The organism is Microbacterium sp. T2.11-28 (assembly GCF_950097975.1).
Classification (GTDB): Bacteria; Actinomycetota; Actinomycetes; order Actinomycetales; family Microbacteriaceae; genus Microbacterium.
This window is the reverse complement of record NZ_CATNHF010000001.1, coordinates 471968-487343: the sequence shown is the minus strand read 5'-3', so window position 1 is coordinate 487343 and position 15376 is coordinate 471968. Positions and strand designations below refer to the sequence as shown.

The 15376-nt window shown below is 73.3% G+C and carries 13 protein-coding genes and 1 tRNA gene; 6 read left to right on the top strand and 8 right to left on the bottom strand.

Going from position 1 to position 15376, the window contains the following annotated elements; translation table 11 throughout:
- Nucleotide 1: 1 nt before the first annotated feature.
- The 4 genes from crtI to idi are packed head-to-tail and all read right to left on the bottom strand — an operon-like array spanning nucleotide 2 to nucleotide 4012.
- Nucleotides 2-1567: a phytoene desaturase family protein gene (gene crtI / locus QQZ13_RS02445; RefSeq protein ID WP_284527533.1), complete on the bottom strand. Its 1566-nt coding sequence runs from the start codon at nucleotides 1565-1567 to the stop codon at nucleotides 2-4.
- A complete protein-coding gene (locus QQZ13_RS02440; protein WP_284527532.1) occupies nucleotides 1564-2415 on the bottom strand; it encodes a squalene/phytoene synthase family protein in 852 nt (283 codons plus the stop codon). The genes crtI and QQZ13_RS02440 overlap by 4 nt, the downstream gene beginning before the upstream one ends.
- A complete protein-coding gene (locus tag QQZ13_RS02435; RefSeq protein WP_284527531.1) occupies nucleotides 2412-3467 on the bottom strand; it encodes a polyprenyl synthetase family protein in 1056 nt (351 codons plus the stop codon). The genes QQZ13_RS02440 and QQZ13_RS02435 overlap by 4 nt, the downstream gene beginning before the upstream one ends.
- Entirely contained in the window at nucleotides 3464-4012 is a 549-nt protein-coding gene (idi, locus tag QQZ13_RS02430) for an isopentenyl-diphosphate Delta-isomerase (protein WP_284527530.1), read from the bottom strand. Before idi ends, QQZ13_RS02435 begins: the two co-directional genes overlap by 4 nt.
- A 72-nt stretch (nucleotides 4013-4084) precedes the next feature.
- Here idi and QQZ13_RS02425 point away from each other — a divergent pair, with 72 nt between their 5' ends.
- On the top strand, nucleotides 4085-4567 hold the full coding sequence (locus QQZ13_RS02425; RefSeq protein ID WP_284527529.1) for a MarR family winged helix-turn-helix transcriptional regulator: 483 nt from the start codon (nucleotides 4085-4087) through the stop codon (nucleotides 4565-4567).
- A gap of 67 nt (nucleotides 4568-4634) precedes the next feature.
- On the opposite strand, the gene QQZ13_RS02420 is transcribed toward QQZ13_RS02425, so the two are convergent.
- Nucleotides 4635-4708: transfer RNA gene (locus QQZ13_RS02420), tRNA-Met, on the bottom strand.
- 94 nt (nucleotides 4709-4802) lie between these two features.
- Here QQZ13_RS02420 and QQZ13_RS02415 point away from each other — a divergent pair.
- Together QQZ13_RS02415 and QQZ13_RS02410 are read left to right on the top strand one after the other, a co-directional pair.
- Entirely contained in the window at nucleotides 4803-5327 is a 525-nt protein-coding gene (locus QQZ13_RS02415) for a DUF6328 family protein (RefSeq protein WP_284527528.1), read from the top strand.
- Nucleotides 5324-6145: a carbon-nitrogen hydrolase family protein gene (locus tag QQZ13_RS02410; protein ID WP_284527527.1), complete on the top strand. Its 822-nt coding sequence runs from the start codon at nucleotides 5324-5326 to the stop codon at nucleotides 6143-6145. Before QQZ13_RS02415 ends, QQZ13_RS02410 begins: the two co-directional genes overlap by 4 nt.
- A 2-nt stretch (nucleotides 6146-6147) precedes the next feature.
- On the opposite strand, the gene QQZ13_RS02405 is transcribed toward QQZ13_RS02410, so the two are convergent.
- Nucleotides 6148-7362 (bottom strand): aminotransferase class I/II-fold pyridoxal phosphate-dependent enzyme, encoded by a 1215-nt coding sequence (locus tag QQZ13_RS02405; RefSeq protein ID WP_284527526.1) that lies wholly within the window; start codon nucleotides 7360-7362, stop codon nucleotides 6148-6150.
- 98 nt (nucleotides 7363-7460) lie between these two features.
- On the opposite strand from QQZ13_RS02405, the gene QQZ13_RS02400 reads away from it, so the two are divergent.
- The 3 genes from QQZ13_RS02400 to QQZ13_RS02390 are packed head-to-tail and all read left to right on the top strand — an operon-like array spanning nucleotide 7461 to nucleotide 11741.
- Nucleotides 7461-9005, top strand: a complete 1545-nt coding sequence (locus QQZ13_RS02400; RefSeq protein ID WP_284527525.1) for a S1C family serine protease — start codon at nucleotides 7461-7463, stop codon at nucleotides 9003-9005.
- Nucleotides 9006-9057: 52 nt separating this feature from the next.
- Complete coding sequence (locus QQZ13_RS02395; protein WP_284527524.1) at nucleotides 9058-10296, top strand: CDP-glycerol glycerophosphotransferase family protein; 1239 nt, start codon at nucleotides 9058-9060, stop codon at nucleotides 10294-10296.
- Complete coding sequence (locus QQZ13_RS02390; RefSeq protein WP_284527523.1) at nucleotides 10293-11741, top strand: CDP-glycerol glycerophosphotransferase family protein; 1449 nt, start codon at nucleotides 10293-10295, stop codon at nucleotides 11739-11741. Before QQZ13_RS02395 ends, QQZ13_RS02390 begins: the two co-directional genes overlap by 4 nt.
- Before the next feature lie 51 nt (nucleotides 11742-11792).
- On the opposite strand, the gene QQZ13_RS02385 is transcribed toward QQZ13_RS02390, so the two are convergent.
- Together QQZ13_RS02385 and QQZ13_RS02380 are read right to left on the bottom strand one after the other, a co-directional pair.
- Complete coding sequence (locus tag QQZ13_RS02385; RefSeq protein ID WP_284527522.1) at nucleotides 11793-12875, bottom strand: glycosyltransferase family 2 protein; 1083 nt, start codon at nucleotides 12873-12875, stop codon at nucleotides 11793-11795.
- A gap of 8 nt (nucleotides 12876-12883) precedes the next feature.
- Complete coding sequence (locus QQZ13_RS02380; RefSeq protein WP_284527521.1) at nucleotides 12884-15361, bottom strand: glycosyltransferase; 2478 nt, start codon at nucleotides 15359-15361, stop codon at nucleotides 12884-12886.
- Between the last annotated feature and the right edge of the window lie 15 nt (nucleotides 15362-15376).

The window sequence follows — 15376 nt, the reverse complement described above, 5'->3', positions numbered from 1 at the left end:
CTCAGCGCTCCGCCTCGACCGGCACGGGGAGCCGTCCCGCGCCCCGGTCGCCGCGCAGCCGCTTGACCACGAGCTCGGCCGAGATGAGGCACATCGGCAGGCCGATCCCGGGAAGGACGGACGCGCCGGTGTAGAGCAGCCCCTCGACCTTCTTCGAGACGTTCCGGGGCCGGAACACGGCGCTCTGCCGCAGCGTGTGGGCCAGTCCCAGGGACGTACCCCGCCAGATGCCGAGGTCGTCGGCGAAGTCGGCGGGCATGATCGTCCGGCGGACGCGGATGCGGGAGGCGAGGTCGGGGATCCCGGCCCATCGCGAGATCTGGTCGATCACGCGGTCTGCCACCCGCTCGACCTCGGGGTCGCCGCCCCCGTCGGTCCCGCCGTGCCCGAGACCGGGGTCGGCCGGGATGGGCACGAGCACGAAGAGATTCTCCGAGCCGGGGGGAGCGACGGTCTCGTCGGTGGCCGACGGGCGGCACACGTAGAGCGATGCGGGATCGGGGATGCGCGTGCGGTCGCCGAAGATGTCGCCGAAGTTCTTCTCCCAGTCGCGGGCGAACAGCAGCGTGTGGTGGGCCAGTTCGGGCAGTTCGCCGTCCACGCCGAGGAGCAGCAGGAGCGCACCCGGCGCCGGGGTGCGCGACGCCCACCAGCGATCGGGGTAGGACTGGAGCCGAGGCGGGAGCATGGTCGTCTCGGTGTGGTGCAGATCGGCGCCGGAGACCACGACATCGGACCGGTGCTCGGTTCCGTCCTCGAGGCGCACGCCGGTCGCCGTGCTGCCGTCGACGAGGATCTCCCGCACCGGCGAGCCCGTCAGGATCCGGACCCCCCGCCCGCGGGCGAGCCGTTCGACGGCGGCGATCAGCTCGGAGAAGCCGCCGCGGGGATAGAGCACCCCGTCGTCGAGATCCAGGTGGCTCATGAGGTGGTACAGGCTCGGGGCCTCGAACGGCGACGCGCCGAGGAACACCGCGGGGTACCCGAGGATCTGCCGCAGCACCGGCTCCTGGAAGAACTTCGCCACATGCCCGGCCAGCGGCCGCGTCAGGAGGGGGAGGAGGCGGGGGAGCTGGGAGACGACGCGGCGATCGCGCAGCCCCTCGGTAGACGCGTAGGTGTCGTAGAGGAAGCGGGAGACCGCGAGGTCGTAGGCGTCGCCGGCGGAGTCCAGGTAGGCGTCGAGGCGGGGACCCGAGCCGGGCTCGCGCTCCTCGAAGAGCGAACGCACGGCGTCCCGCCCGGAGGTGACGTCGACCCGCTCGCCGGGCCCGTCACCCGTGGGCTCGGCGTACACGCGGTAGGCGGGAGTCAGTTCGACGAGGTCGAGCTCGGCCGCCGCCGACGTGCCGAGCAGGGCGAAGAAGTGCTCGAAGACCTCGGGCATGAGATACCAGCTGGGCCCGGTGTCGAAGCGGAAGCCGTCCCGCGCCCAGGACCCGGCGCGGCCGCCCAGGTCGTCGCGGGCCTCGAAGAGCGTCACCTCCCAGCCGTCGTCGGCCAGGAGCGCGGCGGTCGCGAGCCCCGCGATGCCGCCGCCGATGATGGTCGCCGTGCGTGCGGTCATGCGTCAGCCTTCCTGGGAGGTCGTCCGGCGATGGCCCGCGCGGCGATCGCCGCCTTGACGGGCGCCGGCACGCTGACGCGCGCGTCGCCGTCGTCGTCGCGCAGTCGCCGCGTGAGCTCGGCGAACAGGCCGTGCGCCGTCGTGACGGCGCGACGGCAGTCCGCCGGCAGTTCGGGGATGACGACCGCCGCCGCGTCGAGGTCGGCCTGGATGCGCGCGAGCACCCCCGCCCGGTCGCTCGCGTCGCCCATCGCGAGGTAGTCGCGTCCGAGGCGTGCCGAGTCGTCGGCGAGGTCGCGCAGGAAGTTGATGTCCTGGAATGCGGCTCCCAGGCGCCGGGCGCCCTCGACGAGATGCGGCGCGGGCGCGACGGGAGCGGCGCGGCCGGCGTTGACGAAGACCTGCAGGCACATGAGCCCCACCACCTCCGCCGAGCCGTAGACGTACGCGTCGTGGGATGCCGCGTCGTGACGGGAGAGGTCGAGGTCGGTGCGCATGGAGGCGAAGAACGGCCGCACGAGATCCTCGCCGATGCCGCAGCGCGCCGCGGTGAGCGCGAAGGCGTGGACGACGAGGTTCGTGCTGAACCCTCGCCCGATCGCGGCCAGGGTCTCGTCCTCGAGGGCGTCGAGCAGGGCGCGCTGCTCGGCGGTGGGCACCCCCGCAGCCTCCGCTGCGCCGTCGACGATCTCGTCGGCGAGGCGGACCAGGGCGTAGACCTCGCGCACGCGCGGGCGCACGCGCGCGCCGAGCAGGCGGGTGGCGAGGGAGAACGAGGTCGAGTAGGTCGCGATGACCGCGGCGGCGGCGTCGCTCGCGCAGCGGTCGTAGAGCGCGCCGCCGGTCACGGGATCCGTCTCTCGATGGCGTCGGCCAGGGCCGCCAGCAGGACGACCGCCTGCGGGGGGAGCTCGGCGGAGCTCGCGTGGGCGCGGGCTCGGCGCAGGTTGTCGTGGACGAGCTCCTCGAGCCCGACCCGCGCGCCGCTCGCCTCGATCTCGCGCTGCGCGCGCCGGACGGCGATGGGACCGGTGTGGGCCACCGCGAGCGCGTCGCTCACGCGCGGCCAGGCGTCGGTCTGCCGGGCCAGCGCGATGAGCGGCGTGCGCTTGGCCTCGCGGAGATCAGCACCCGGGTCGCGTCCCGCCTGGCGGCGGGATCCGAAGGTGCCGATGAGGTCGTCGACGAGCTGGAAGGCGAGCCCCAGCGCGGCGGCGGCATCGGAGAGCGCCGCGTGCGAGGTGGCGCCGGCGAGCACCGCGCCGGCGCGCAGCGGCGCGCGGAACGAGTACACCGCCGTCTTGTCGTGGGCGGCGGTGAGCAGGGCGTGGGCGTCGGGGAGGTCGGCGCGCGCGGCGTGCTCCGCGTCGGCGAGCTCGCCGACCGCCGAGACGAGGATCGCCTCGTCGAGCACCGCGAACAGCTGGTCGCGCTCGTCGTCGGTGAGCGCCGCGGTGGCCACCAGCCGGGTGGCCTCGAAGAGGAGCAGGTCGCCCGCGAGCACGGCGGCTGCGTCGGCCACGGTGGCCGTTCCGCGGTCGTCCGCCCCGTAGGCGTGTGCGCGTTCGCGGAAGCGGCCGGCGACGTTGAGGATGCCCCGCCGTTCGACGTCTCGGTCGATGAGGTCGTCGTGGACGAGCAGGGCGGTGTGGAGGATCTCGAACGCCGCGGCGACATCCCACAGCGCCGGCGTGGCGGCCGTGTCGCCCCCGAAGGCGGTGAAGGAGGCGACGACAAGGGCCGGACGCAGCCGCTTGCCGTCGGCTGCGGAGGCGCTGACGGCGGCGGCGAGGGCCTGCGCGCCGTCGCCGTGAGGTGCGCAGCGCGCGGTGAGCCGGGCCAGCGCCCGGTCGATGGCGGCGTCGACGCGGGCGCGATGCGCGTCGGAGAGCTCGATCACGAGGCTCTCCGCTCCTGTTCGTTCGAGAGGACGTCCAGCTGCTCGGCCTGCAGCACCAGCCACGGGCTGAACGCCCAGGGCGTGGCGCGCAGTCCTGCCGCGAGCTCGGCGGGATCGACCCAGCGAGCCTCGGCGACCTCCCGCGGGTTCAGTTCCGGCTCGTCATCGGTGACCGCCAGGTAGACGGGGCAGACCTCGTGCTCGACCATCCCGTTGGCATCGACCGCGCGGTAGCGGAAGAGGGGGAGGGCGAGGCGCACGTCGCGCAGTGTGATCCCGAGCTCGTGCTCCGCCCGGCGGTGGACGGCCGCGAGGACCGGTTCGGCGGGCCGCGGGTGGCCGCAGAACGAGTTGCTCCACACCCCGGGCCAGGTGCCCTTGTCGAGGGCGCGGCGGGTCACGAGGGTCTCGCCTCGCGTGTTGTACACGTGGCACGAGAACGCGAGATGAAGGGCGGTGTCGGTGCCGTGCACACTCGATTTGGGTGCCGTACCGATCTCGCGGCCATCGTCATCAAGCAGGACGACGAGGTCGACGGGGGACATTCTGCCTCCTATTGCTAGTTTATCTAGCGATTTTCAGCGATACTACCTACTCGCAGAGGAGGTGTCCACACGGTGGAGCGGGGCTGGGTTCCCGAGACCGCCCGCGAGGGTCTCGTGAGGGATGCGCTGCACGCCGTGCGCGCCTTCTCCGACGCCGTGGATCGCATGAACATGGGCATGCGCGGCGAGATGGACATGAACGCGAGCGATCTCGCCGCGCTGCGGATGCTCATCGTCCGCGAGCGACGGGGGCGCTACGTGTCGCCCCATGACATCGCGACGCACCTGGCGATCTCGACCGCGTCGACCACCAAGCTGCTGGACCGGCTGACCGAGAGCGGCCACCTGGAGCGCCGGCCGCACCCTCACGATCGGAGGGCGCGCATCGTCGTGCTCTCGGAGAGCGCCAGGTCCGAGTTCGCCCGCCACTTCGGGGAGTGGATACGGCGGATGACGGCCGCGATGGACGACTACGGCGACGAGGAGCTGCGCGCCGTGGTGCGCTTCCTGGACGACATGGCGGAGGCGCTCACGGGGCCTTCTCCCGCCGAGTGAGGACGCAGCGAGGGATGCCCGGACAGGCGGAAGGCCCGGAATCTCGAGGATTCCGGGCCTTCTCTCGTTGCGGGGACAGGATTTGAACCTGCGACCTCTGGGTTATGAGCCCAGCGAGCTACCGAGCTGCTCCACCCCGCGGCACAAGAAGAAAGCCTAGCACGGGTTCGGGGAGGGGGCGAATCCGGGTGGCGGGCGGTTGCCGTGCGTGCCGGCCAGCGGCGAGGATGTGAGCATGGCTGCAACTGCGGACGCGTCGCGCTCCGAGACCCGTACCGACGCCCGCCCGGGCGACGGCCGCGATGAGACCCGCAACGAACGCGCGGACCGCAACTGGAACGAGGTGCTGCAGGAGCTGCGCGTGCTCCAGACCGGCACACAGATCCTCACCGGCTTCCTGCTGGCGCTGGCCTTCCAGCCGGCGTTCGCCGACCTCTCGGGCGGGCAGCGCGTGTTCTATCTCGTGCTCGTCGTGCTCGCCGCGCTGAGCGCGATCATCGCGCTCGCCCCGGTCGCCCTGCACCGGCGCCTGTTCCGCCGCGGGGAGAAGCCGCTGACGGTCGCCTACGGGCATGCCGCACTGCTCACCGCCCTGGTGACCGTGTCGGCTCTCACGGTCGGCGTGGTCGCGTTCGTGTTCGACATCGTGGTGGGGGAGACCGCGGCGTGGATCGCGGCGGCGGTGCTGGCGGTGGTGATCGCCCTGCTGTGGCTCGCACTGCCCGCGGCGATGCGCGGCCGGCGGGGCGGCTCCCGATGAGCGCGGAGGCCGTGGGAGTCGCGGTGGCGCAGTTCGCCCCCGCGGCCGACGAGACGGCCAACCTCGTCACCATCGCCGCGCTGACCGAGCGGGCGGTCGCTCGCGGAGCGCGCGTCGTGCTGTTCCCCGAGTACTCGTCCTACTTCGTCGACCCGTTCGACGACACGCTGAGCGAGCACGCCCAGGAGATCGACGGGCCCTTCGTCGCGGCGCTCGTCGAGCTCGCCCGACGGCACGACATCACGGTGGTCGCCGGACTGCTGGAGCGCGGCACGCGATCCCCCGGGGAGGGCGGTCGCGTGCGCAACACGGTCGTCGCGGTGGACGGCACAGGGGTTCTGGCGACCTACCGCAAGCTGCACCTGTACGACGCGTTCGGACAGCGGGAGTCGGACTGGGTCGAGCCCGGGCAGATCGCCGCGCCGCAGACGTTCGAGGTGGGGGAGGTGCGGTTCGCGCTCATGACCTGCTACGACCTGCGGTTCCCCGAGGTCGCGCGCATCCTCGCCGACGCCGGGGCGCACGCGGTGCTGGTGGCGGCGGAGTGGGTGCGCGGGCCGCTGAAGGAGCACCACTGGCGCACGCTCCTGCACGCGCGGGCGATCGAGAACACGTTCTTCGTCGCCGCCGCCGACCACCCGCCGCCGCTGGGGGTGGGGGCGTCGCTCGTCGTGGATCCCCAGGGCGTGGAGATCGCCGGCGTGGGAACGGCCCAGGACGTCGCCGTCGCCTACGTCGACACCGCGACCGTCGAGCGGGTGCGACGCGTCAACCCCGCACTCCGGCTGCGCCGCTTCCGCGTGGAGCCCCGCGACTGACGTCAGCCGGCCAGCGCCGCCAGGCGGCCGGAGGCCTCCTCGATCACGTCGACGCGCTTGCAGGCGGCGAACCGCACGAGCGTGGCGTACTCGGCGCGGTGCTCGGCCGTGACGAACGCGGTGAGAGGGATCGCCGCGACCCCCGCGCGCTCGGGGAGGATGCGGCACAGGGCGTCGGCGTCGGCCACTCCGAGGCGGTCGCACACCCGGGACGAGTCGGCGACGGTGAAGTAGCCGCCGCGCGGCGGGATCACGTCGAAGCCGGCGGTGCGCAGCCCCGCGCCCAGGAGGTCGTGTTTCGCACGCATGGCCGCGGCCATGTCCCGGAAGAACTCGTCGCCCAGGCGCAGGCCCACCGCGATCGCCGGCTGGAAGGGGCCGCCGTTGACGTAGGTCAGCCACTGCTTCACCGCCAGGACGGCGTCGACGAGGTCGGCGGGGCCGCTGACCCAGCCGATCTTCCATCCCGTGGCCGAGAAGGTCTTTCCGCCGGACGAGATGGTCAGGGTGCGCGAGCGCGCGTCCTCGCGCGCCGCGATCGGCGTATGGGCGCCGTCGAAGACGAGATGCTCGTACACCTCGTCGGTCACGATCACCGCATCGTGTCGCTCCGCGAGCCGGACGACCTCGTCGAGCACCTCCGGGGCGAAGACCGCCCCCGTCGGGTTGTGCGGATCGTTGACGAGGATGAGGCGCGTGCGCGGTCCGACGGCGCGCCGCAGGTCGTCGAGATCGGGCTGGAAGTCGGGTCGGCGCAGCGGCACGGCGACGAGCCGGGCCCCGGCGAGCGCGACGCAGGCCGCATACGCGTCGTAGTACGGCTCGAAGACGACGACCTCGTCCTCGGGGCCGTCGATCAGGGCGAGGAGCGTCGCCGCGAGGGCCTCGGTGGCCCCGGCGGTCACCAGCACCTCGCGCTCGGGGTCGAGGACCATCCCGTAGAACCGCTCCTGGTGCTCGGCGATGGCGGCGCGCAGATCGGGGATGCCCCGCCCGGGCGGGTACTGGTTCGCCCCCGCCGCGATCGCCTCGCGTGCGGTCTCGAGCACGACGGCGGGCCCGTCCTCGTCGGGGAATCCCTGGCCGAGGTTGATCGCTCCGGTCGACACGGCGAGCGCACTCATCTCGGCGAAGATCGTGGCCACGGCGGTGCCGTCGGGGGCCAGCAGGCCGGCGCCGCGCGCCGCGCGTGACCAGGCCCCGGGGATGTGTCGCATCGCGATCACGCTACACGCATAGGCTCATCGGGGTGTGGCCATAAGAAACGCACAGACTCCGGGGTCATGCTGAAGTCGTCCGGAAAGAAGGAATCGCCATGAGCACCACGTCATCCCACGAGAACGACTCCACCCCCGCCGAGTCCGCCGCCGGTGAGTCCGTCGCCCCCGCGGAGACCTCGGCCCCCGCAGCGCCCGAGGCTCCTGCCGCTGCCGCGGCGCCCACCGCCGCGCCCGAGGTCCCTGCAGCGTCCGAGGCCGTCGCCGCGCCGCAGCAGCAGTCCCTGCCGCCGCGCCCGCCGCTGCCGGCGGCCGCCCCCGCACCGCAGGGCCCGTCGTACGGGTCCGCCTTCCACACCCAGCCCACCGCGCCCCTCCAGCCGCAGGGCGCGCACGTCACCGGCGGCCCGGCCGCCTCGACCGGTGCGCACACGGCCGAAGCCGACCAGGGCCGCGTCGGCGCCGGCAAGATCGTCGCGATCATGGTGGCCGCAGCCCTCGTGGGCGGCGCCGCCGGCCTGGGCGGCTCGGCCGCCGGAGCGTCGCTGTTCGGCGCGTCCGGCTCGAGCGTCGTCACCGCCGGGCCGTCGACCGTCACGGTCAACAACACGGACTCCGTCAATCAGACGACGGCCATCGCCGCGAAGGTGCTCCCCAGCGTCGTGACGATCTCGGCCACCTCCTCGTCGTCGGGCGGCACCGGTTCGGGGGTCGTGCTCACCAGCGACGGCTACGTCGTGACCAACACGCACGTCGTCACCCTCGACGGCGCGACCGGGAGCGCGGACATCACGGTGACCACGTCGGACGGCAAGGTGTACCAGGCCACCGTCGTCGGCACCGATCCCACCTACGACCTGGCCGTCATCAAGCTCGAGGACGCGTCGGGCCTGACGCCCATCGAGTTCGCCGACTCGAGCGACCTCAACGTGGGCGATCAGACCGTGGCCGTCGGCGCCCCGCTGGGGCTGTCGAACACGGTGACGACCGGCATCGTGAGCGCCCTGAACCGCTCGATCCAGATCGCGTCGTCGGCAGCGCCCGACGGTGAGGACGAGGACCAGCAGCAGGGCGGCGGCCAGTCGCCGTTCCAGTTCGACTTCGGTCAGGGCGACCAGCAGTCCACGGCCACCAGCTCGATCTCGATCGCGGTGATCCAGACCGACGCTGCCATCAACCCCGGGAACTCGGGAGGCGCGCTCGTCGACGAGGAGGGCAGGCTCATCGGCATCAACGTGGCGATCGCCTCGACCGGTGGCTCCAGCTCGAGCCAGGCGGGCTCCATCGGGGTCGGCTTCTCGATCCCCTCGAACGTCGTCGAACGCATCACGGACGAGCTGATCGAGAACGGCGAGGCCACCCACGGCCTCCTCGGTGCGATGGTCGGCGACGCCGCCTCGCAGGAGGACGCGACCACCGCAGGCGCCTACATCAGCGAGGTGACCGCCGGGGGCGCCGCCGCCGAGGCGGGCCTGCGCGCCGGCGACGTGGTGACCTCGTTCAACGGCCTGCCGATCACCGACGCGACCGACCTGACCGCGCAGGTGCGCGCCCTCGCCGCGGGGGCTACCGCCACCGTGGTCTACGAGCGGGACGGCCAGACCGCATCCGTCGACGTCACTCTCGGCGAGCTCACCCCCTGACGCGCCCCCGCGTCCCCACGAGAAGGACGCCGCCCCGCGATAGGCTCGCGGGGTGGCGTCCTTCTCATTCGGCGCGGGAAACGCCGCCAAGCTCCTGCGGATACCGCTGTACCTCGCGGGTCGCGTCGCGACGTGGGTGATTCCCCGCACGCGCGACGGCTGGGTCTTCGGCAGCGCGGTCGGCATCGCCGACGGCGCGCTCGCCCTCTGGCGCCACGCCGCGGCGGAGGGCCAGCGGGGTGTCTGGCTGACCGCGGACGCGGCCCAGGACGCTCAGGCCGCGGACATGGGCATCCCCACGGTGCGGCGCGGAACGCTCCGCGGCTTCTGGGTGACCGCGCGGGCGCGCGTCGTCGTGGTGACCCACGGGTTCGGCGACGTCGACCGGTACGCGACGGGCGGAGCCCTCGTGGTCCAGCTGTGGCATGGGATCCCGCTCAAGCGCATCGGCCTCGACTCCCCGGCGACCGTGCGTGCGCCGCTGCCCTTCCTGACGCCGCTGGTGGCTGCGCTCTACCGCGCCACGCAGCGGCGGATCGCCGTGCTCCCCGCCGCGTCGCATCTGGTGCGGGGACGACTCGAGTCGGCCTTCGCGCTCGACGACGAGCGGGTGCCGGTGACCGGTGAGCCGCGGGTCGACGTCCTCTCGACCGGCTCCGCGACGCAACGCCGCGACAGCGCCCGGGCGAGCATCGCGCAGCTCGTCGGCGCTCCGGCCGGCGCGGACGACCGCGCCTATGTGCTCTACGCCCCCACGTGGCGTGACGGCGACCCCGACCCGGCCGTCCCCGACGCCGCCGACTGGCGGGCGCTCCACGCGATGCTCGAGGCGACCGATGCGGTGCTGCTGATCCGCTCCCATCCGCTGGGTGCCGGCGACTACACGGCGGGTGCGGGGGAGCGCGTGCGGCTGTTCGGCAGCGATCTCGTGCCCGACGTCACCCCGCTGCTTCCGGGGATGGACGTGCTCGTCACCGACTACTCGTCGCTGGTGTTCGATGCCTCGCTGGTGCCGCTTCCGGTCGTGTTCCTCGCGCCCGATGCCGAGGACTACGCCGTCGAGCGCGGGTTCTACGGACGATACGACGACGTCACGGAGGGCACGCAGGCGCGCACCTGGACCGAGGCGGCGGCGCAGCTGGCCGAGGTGATCCCGGCCGGGCCCGAGCGATCGGCTCGCGTCGCGCGGGCGGTCGCCCTCGACGCGCGCGTGCACGCCCACCGCGACGGCCGGAACACGGCACGCGTCTACGCGGTCATCCGCCGGCGCCTGGAAGGAGTCAGACGATGATCCGTGCCCGTTTCGACGAGGGACCCGTGCTGGAGCTGCGCGGCACCGGCGCGAGGCCGCGTGCCGTGGAGCTGATCGGTCCGCGTGCGCGCGTGGAGGCAGCCCTCACCGGACGCGGCACGACCTGGCGTGCGGTGCTCCCGCTCCGGGCGTCGCGCTGGTCGGGTCCCGCCCTGCCGCTGCCCACCGGCGTGTACGAGGTGGGCGTCACCCCCGCCGACGGGGGCGGCCCGCAGCCGGTCGAGGCGGAGATCCCGCTGACCCAGCTCGGCACCCTCCGTGCGCAGCTGGGGGACGGCGCGCTCGTGGTGGGACCGCCCGTGGATCCCGCCTACGACTCCGGCGAGGGGCAGGACGCATTGGAGCGCCGCTACGCGACGCGACCGCAGGGCCTGGAGAACGCCGTGTTCTTCGAGAGCTTCTACGGCCGGAACGCGAGCTGCAACCCGCTCGCGATCGATCGCGAGCTGGCACGCGCGGCGCCCGATGTGGTGCGGTACTGGAGCGTCGTCGACCTCTCGGTGCAGGTGCCCGAGGGGGCAGTGCCGGTGGTCGAGGGCAGCCCGGAGTGGTGGCGGGCGCGCGGCGCGGCGCGGCTGCTCGTCGTCAACGACTGGCTGCGTCGCCGTTTCGCGCGTCGTCCGGGGCAGGTCGTCCTGCAGACCTGGCACGGCACGCCTCTCAAGCGACTCGCCCTTCATCGCCGCGGGTTCGACCCCCGCCGGATCCTCGCCGTGCTGCGCGAGTCGCGTCGGTGGAACGTGCTGCTCGCCCAGAACGGCTACGGCGCCGCCATCCTCCGCGCCGCATACGCCTTCCGTCGCCGCCCGGTCTGGGTCGAGGGGTATCCGCGCAACGACGTCCTGGTGACGGGAGACGGATCGGCCGTGCGGCGCGAGCTCGGGATCGGCGCCGACGAGCGCGTCCTCCTCTATGCGCCGACCTGGCGCGACGACCGCGAGCGGATCGTCGACTTCCTCGACCTGGACCGGCTGGCGGCGGCCGCCGGTGCCGTGGTGCTCGTGCGAGGGCACTCGCGCACTCTGCTTCCCGGCGCCGACGCCCGCGGGACACGGGTCGTCGACGTCACCGCCTACCCCGACGTGGCCCGACTCCTGCTCGCCGCGGACGCCCTCATCACCGACTACTCGTCGGTCATGTTCGACTTCACCGTGACGGGGCGGCCGGTCTACTTCTTCGTCCCCGACCTCGCGCATTACCGCGGCGAGCTGCGCGGCTTTTACTTCGACCTGGCTGCGACGGCGCCGGGTCCGCTGGTGAGCACGCAGGCCGAGCTGGAGGAGGCCCTGGCCGACGACACGCTCACCGCCCGTCACGCCGATCGGTACGCCGCATGGCGGGCGCGCTTCAACGCGCGCGACGACGGCGGGGCCGCCGAGCGCGTCGTGGCGCGGATCCTCGATCAGGGGTTCATCGACCGCTGACGCGCGCTCCGGCCGCCCCGGGGAGGTGCGCCGAGGCCCGCGCAGCCGCGCTCAGGGAAGCGGGGTGTTGCGTGCCAGGCGCGACGTGTCGACCGTGTCGCGCGCCCCGCGGGCGAGGCCGACGAGGAATCCGAGGCCCCAGGCCACGTGCATCGACGGGATCACGGCCAGGCGCCACAGGCGTTCATGCCAGGAGGCGCGCCCGTCCGGGCCGCGACCGAAGAGCGACACCGCCGCGACGAGGAGCACGTACGCCCCGAGCGGTGCGTACACGACGGCGGCCAGGAGCGACCAGGCTGCCGGCAGGACCTTCGTCAGCTGGGCGACGGCGACCCCGAGGGCCACCACGAGGAGCAGCACGAGCAGGGGCGGCGCGAAGAAGCGCACGGAGTTGCGCCGGCCGAAGCGGCGCACCAGCTCGCCTCGCCACGTCCCGGTCGCCCGGAACTGGCGCACGAGGCGCACCCAGCTCTCGCGCGGCCAGTAGGTGACGGCGAGCGCCGGCTCGAACCACACGCGGTAGCCGGCGTTGCGGATCCGCAGGTTCAGCTCCCAGTCCTCGCCGCGGCGGATCGACTCGTCGAACCCGCCGACCTCCGCGACGACCGCACGCCGCATCACGCCGAGATACGCCGACTCCGCTTCTCCGGCCGCGCCGCCGCTGTGGTAGGCGCCGCCGCCGAGGCCGATCGGCGAGTTGTAGGCGAAGGCGACCGCGCGCTGGAAGGGCGTGCGGCCCCGCGCCCGCATGACGCCTCCCACGTTGGCGGCGCGCACCAGCGCGAGGGTGGCCAGCGCCCGGGCCGTGTAGCCCGGCGCGAGCTCGGAGTGGGCGTCGACGCGGACGATGGTCGGATAGGAGCCCGCCGCGATCGCGAGGTTCAGCCCGACGGGGATGTCGGCCTCGGGATTGTGCACGAGCCGGATGCGGGGATCGGCGGCAGCCAGCCGCTCGGCGACCTCGGTGGTCCCGTCGGTCGACGGGCCGAGCGCGAGCACGATCTCCGCCGGGCCGTCGAACTCCTGTGCGAGCACCGTCTGCACCGCGCGCTCGAGGTAGTCGGCCTCGTTCAGCACCGGCATGACGAAGGTGACGCCCGCTCCGGCGGGAGGGACGGCGGCGTCACGGGTCATGCCGTCGATCATTCCGGATCGGGGACCAGCACGTCGAACTGGGCGAGCACCTCGGCGGTGTACTCGGCGACGTCCAGTGTCGTCGGGGGCACGCCGCCCCCGAGGAACGCGCGCATGCCCTCCGCCAGCGCGGCGTCGTCGCGCTCGACGATGAGCATGGCATCGCCGGGCAGGGCGCCCTCGGCGGAGCCGAACGCCGTGGAGACGATGGGCAGGCCGAGCTGCGCGGCTTCGATGAGCACCATCGGCTGCCCCTCGTAGTCGCTGGAGAGGACGAAGCAGTCGCTCGCGCGCATGATCGAGATCGGGTCCGCCTGCGGGCCCGTCAGGAAGACGCTCTCCTCGAGCCCCGCGGCGGCCACCTGTTCGCGCAGCGCTGCGGCCAGGGGACCGCCGCCGACGACGAACAGCTGCGTGTCGGGTGCGTCGGCGTGCACCTGTGCGAAGGCGCGGACGAGGCGGGCGTGGTTCTTCTCGGTGGAGAGACGGCCGACCGTGACGAAACGGCGAGCACCCGGCGCGCGCAGGGCCACGCGCCACGGCTCGTCCGGATCGACGTCGATGTCTGCGTCCGCCGGCGGCGCGGCGGCCGCGGACGCGTTCACCGCGTCGGGCAGGTTGCGCAGGGTGCGGAAGCGGTCGGCGGGGGCATAGGCCGCCAGTTCCACCCGGTTGAGCTCGGTGAGCGCGGGCGACACCGAGACGAGCTGGTCGTACGCCCGGTACATCGCGAACACCCGGCCGAGCGAGTGGCGGAAGGGCTGGCGTCCCGCGACGGTGCGCTCCCGGTCGGCGGCCATCTCGTTGTGCAGCCAGATCGCCCGCACCGCGCGGGGCGAATGCAGCATGAGGTGGGCCCAGAACGGGCTGTACCCGCTGAAGTCGGCGACCCAGTCGAACTTGGCCGATCCGAAGATGCGCGTCCACTCGTCGTGCCAGAGGGTCCGGTGACCCAGGCGGCGGTGCGCGCGCAGGGGATCGGTGCTGACGTCGGCGACGCGACGCAGCACCTGCCGGATCTTGAGGCCGTTCATCCCGCCGATGCGGAAGACCTGCCGGATGCCGGGGTTCAGGCGCTGCTGATTGCGACGGGTGGTCTCGCCGCGGGGGAGGGCCATGAGCGCGGTGACGTCGTACCGCTCGGGATCCAGGGAGTTCAGCAGGTTGACCGCCGAGGTCGTGATGCCGTTCATGCGGATGCCGCCGAGGTAGAACAGCAGGCGGACCCGGCCGTCGCGCGCGGGCCGGCGCACGCGACGCCCCTCGGTCCGGCCGCGGAACACGACGTCCACGACGCGCTCGGTGGCGTGACCGTCCTCGTAGGGGGTGAACCGTTCCGCCCACGTCGCGTACTGCGGGTGCTGCTCGGCGCCGGGAGCGAGCAGAGCGGCGAGGTCGCGTCCGAGCGCCGCCGGGTCGGTGCGCACCGGGCCGGGAAGCTCGTCCAGGGGCACGTAGGTGCCGCGCTCGGCGGCGTAGGCGTCGCCGTCGGGAACGAGGAAGCCGATGGGGCGCCCCGTCGCGAGGTAGTCGAAGAAGATCGACGAGTAGTCGGTGACGAGCGCGTCGGCCAGGCCCAGGAGCGCGTTGGTGGGGATCGTGTTCGGCACGAGCAGGCGCGCCAGCGCCGGGATGCGGCGCGCGAGGCCGTGGACGACCTGGTGGGTCTTGACGAGCACGACCGCGTCGGGGCCGATCTCCTCCTGCAGGCGCTGAGCCTGGGAGGCGAGGTGGGCGAGGTCGGCATCGGGGGACTGGAAGGACGAGCCGCGCCACGTGGGCGCGAACAGCACCAGGCGCCGGCCGTCGAGTGCGGCCTCGACGGATCCGGCGAGCTCGGCCCGCAGCCGCGCCGTGTCCGCGTCGCTCAGCCGCTGGCGGTCGATGCGCGGGTAGCCCTCTTCGATGATCTCGCCGCGGTAGACGTTGCGCAGCTGATAGGCGCCCTCGTACATGACCTCGGTCATGAAGGGATTGGCGGCCAGCAGGTAGTCGGCGGCGAGCAGGTTCCGCAGCGTGTTGGCGGACTCCATCGCACCGCCGGGCATGTCGAAGCCCATCAGCTTGAGGGGGGTGCCGTGCCACGTGTTGAGGTAGACCTGACCGGTGCGCTTGCCGAACGCGGGCGGGAAGGTCGCGTTGTTGACGAGGTATCCCGCCGTCGACACGGCGCGCCAGTACGCGGCGCCGCCGCGACGGACCACGCGCACATTCCTGACGCCGCGGAACTCGCGCTTCAGCGCCGCCGCCGCACCCGGCTCGCTGATCGCCCACACGTGCTCCAGATCGGCGAACTCCGGGTCGGCCAGGAGTGCGCGGAAGATGGCCTCGGGATTGCACAGGGCGCCGTTGCCGGCGAACGACTCGTAGACGACGGTCCGCGGTCGCAGCGGAAGCATCCGCGCCGCCGCGATCTGCTCGGCGGCGACGATCCGGCGCGCGCGCGAAGGGAGGGAGCGCGCGGCGGAGGGCAGACGGATGGGCATGACGGTGTGGGGCTC

Coding starts and splice junctions, on each gene's coding strand:
- crtI (WP_284527533.1), bottom strand. CDS start 1,567: ATGACCGCACGCACGGCGACCATCATCGGCGGCGGCATCGCGGGGCTC.
- idi (WP_284527530.1), bottom strand. CDS start 4,012: ATGTCCCCCGTCGACCTCGTCGTCCTGCTTGATGACGATGGCCGCGAG.
- QQZ13_RS02415 (WP_284527528.1), top strand. CDS start 4,803: ATGGCTGCAACTGCGGACGCGTCGCGCTCCGAGACCCGTACCGACGCC.
- QQZ13_RS02410 (WP_284527527.1), top strand. CDS start 5,324: ATGAGCGCGGAGGCCGTGGGAGTCGCGGTGGCGCAGTTCGCCCCCGCG.
- QQZ13_RS02405 (WP_284527526.1), bottom strand. CDS start 7,362: ATGCGACACATCCCCGGGGCCTGGTCACGCGCGGCGCGCGGCGCCGGC.
- QQZ13_RS02400 (WP_284527525.1), top strand. CDS start 7,461: ATGAGCACCACGTCATCCCACGAGAACGACTCCACCCCCGCCGAGTCC.
- QQZ13_RS02390 (WP_284527523.1), top strand. CDS start 10,293: ATGATCCGTGCCCGTTTCGACGAGGGACCCGTGCTGGAGCTGCGCGGC.
- QQZ13_RS02385 (WP_284527522.1), bottom strand. CDS start 12,875: ATGACCCGTGACGCCGCCGTCCCTCCCGCCGGAGCGGGCGTCACCTTC.
- QQZ13_RS02380 (WP_284527521.1), bottom strand. CDS start 15,361: ATGCCCATCCGTCTGCCCTCCGCCGCGCGCTCCCTCCCTTCGCGCGCG.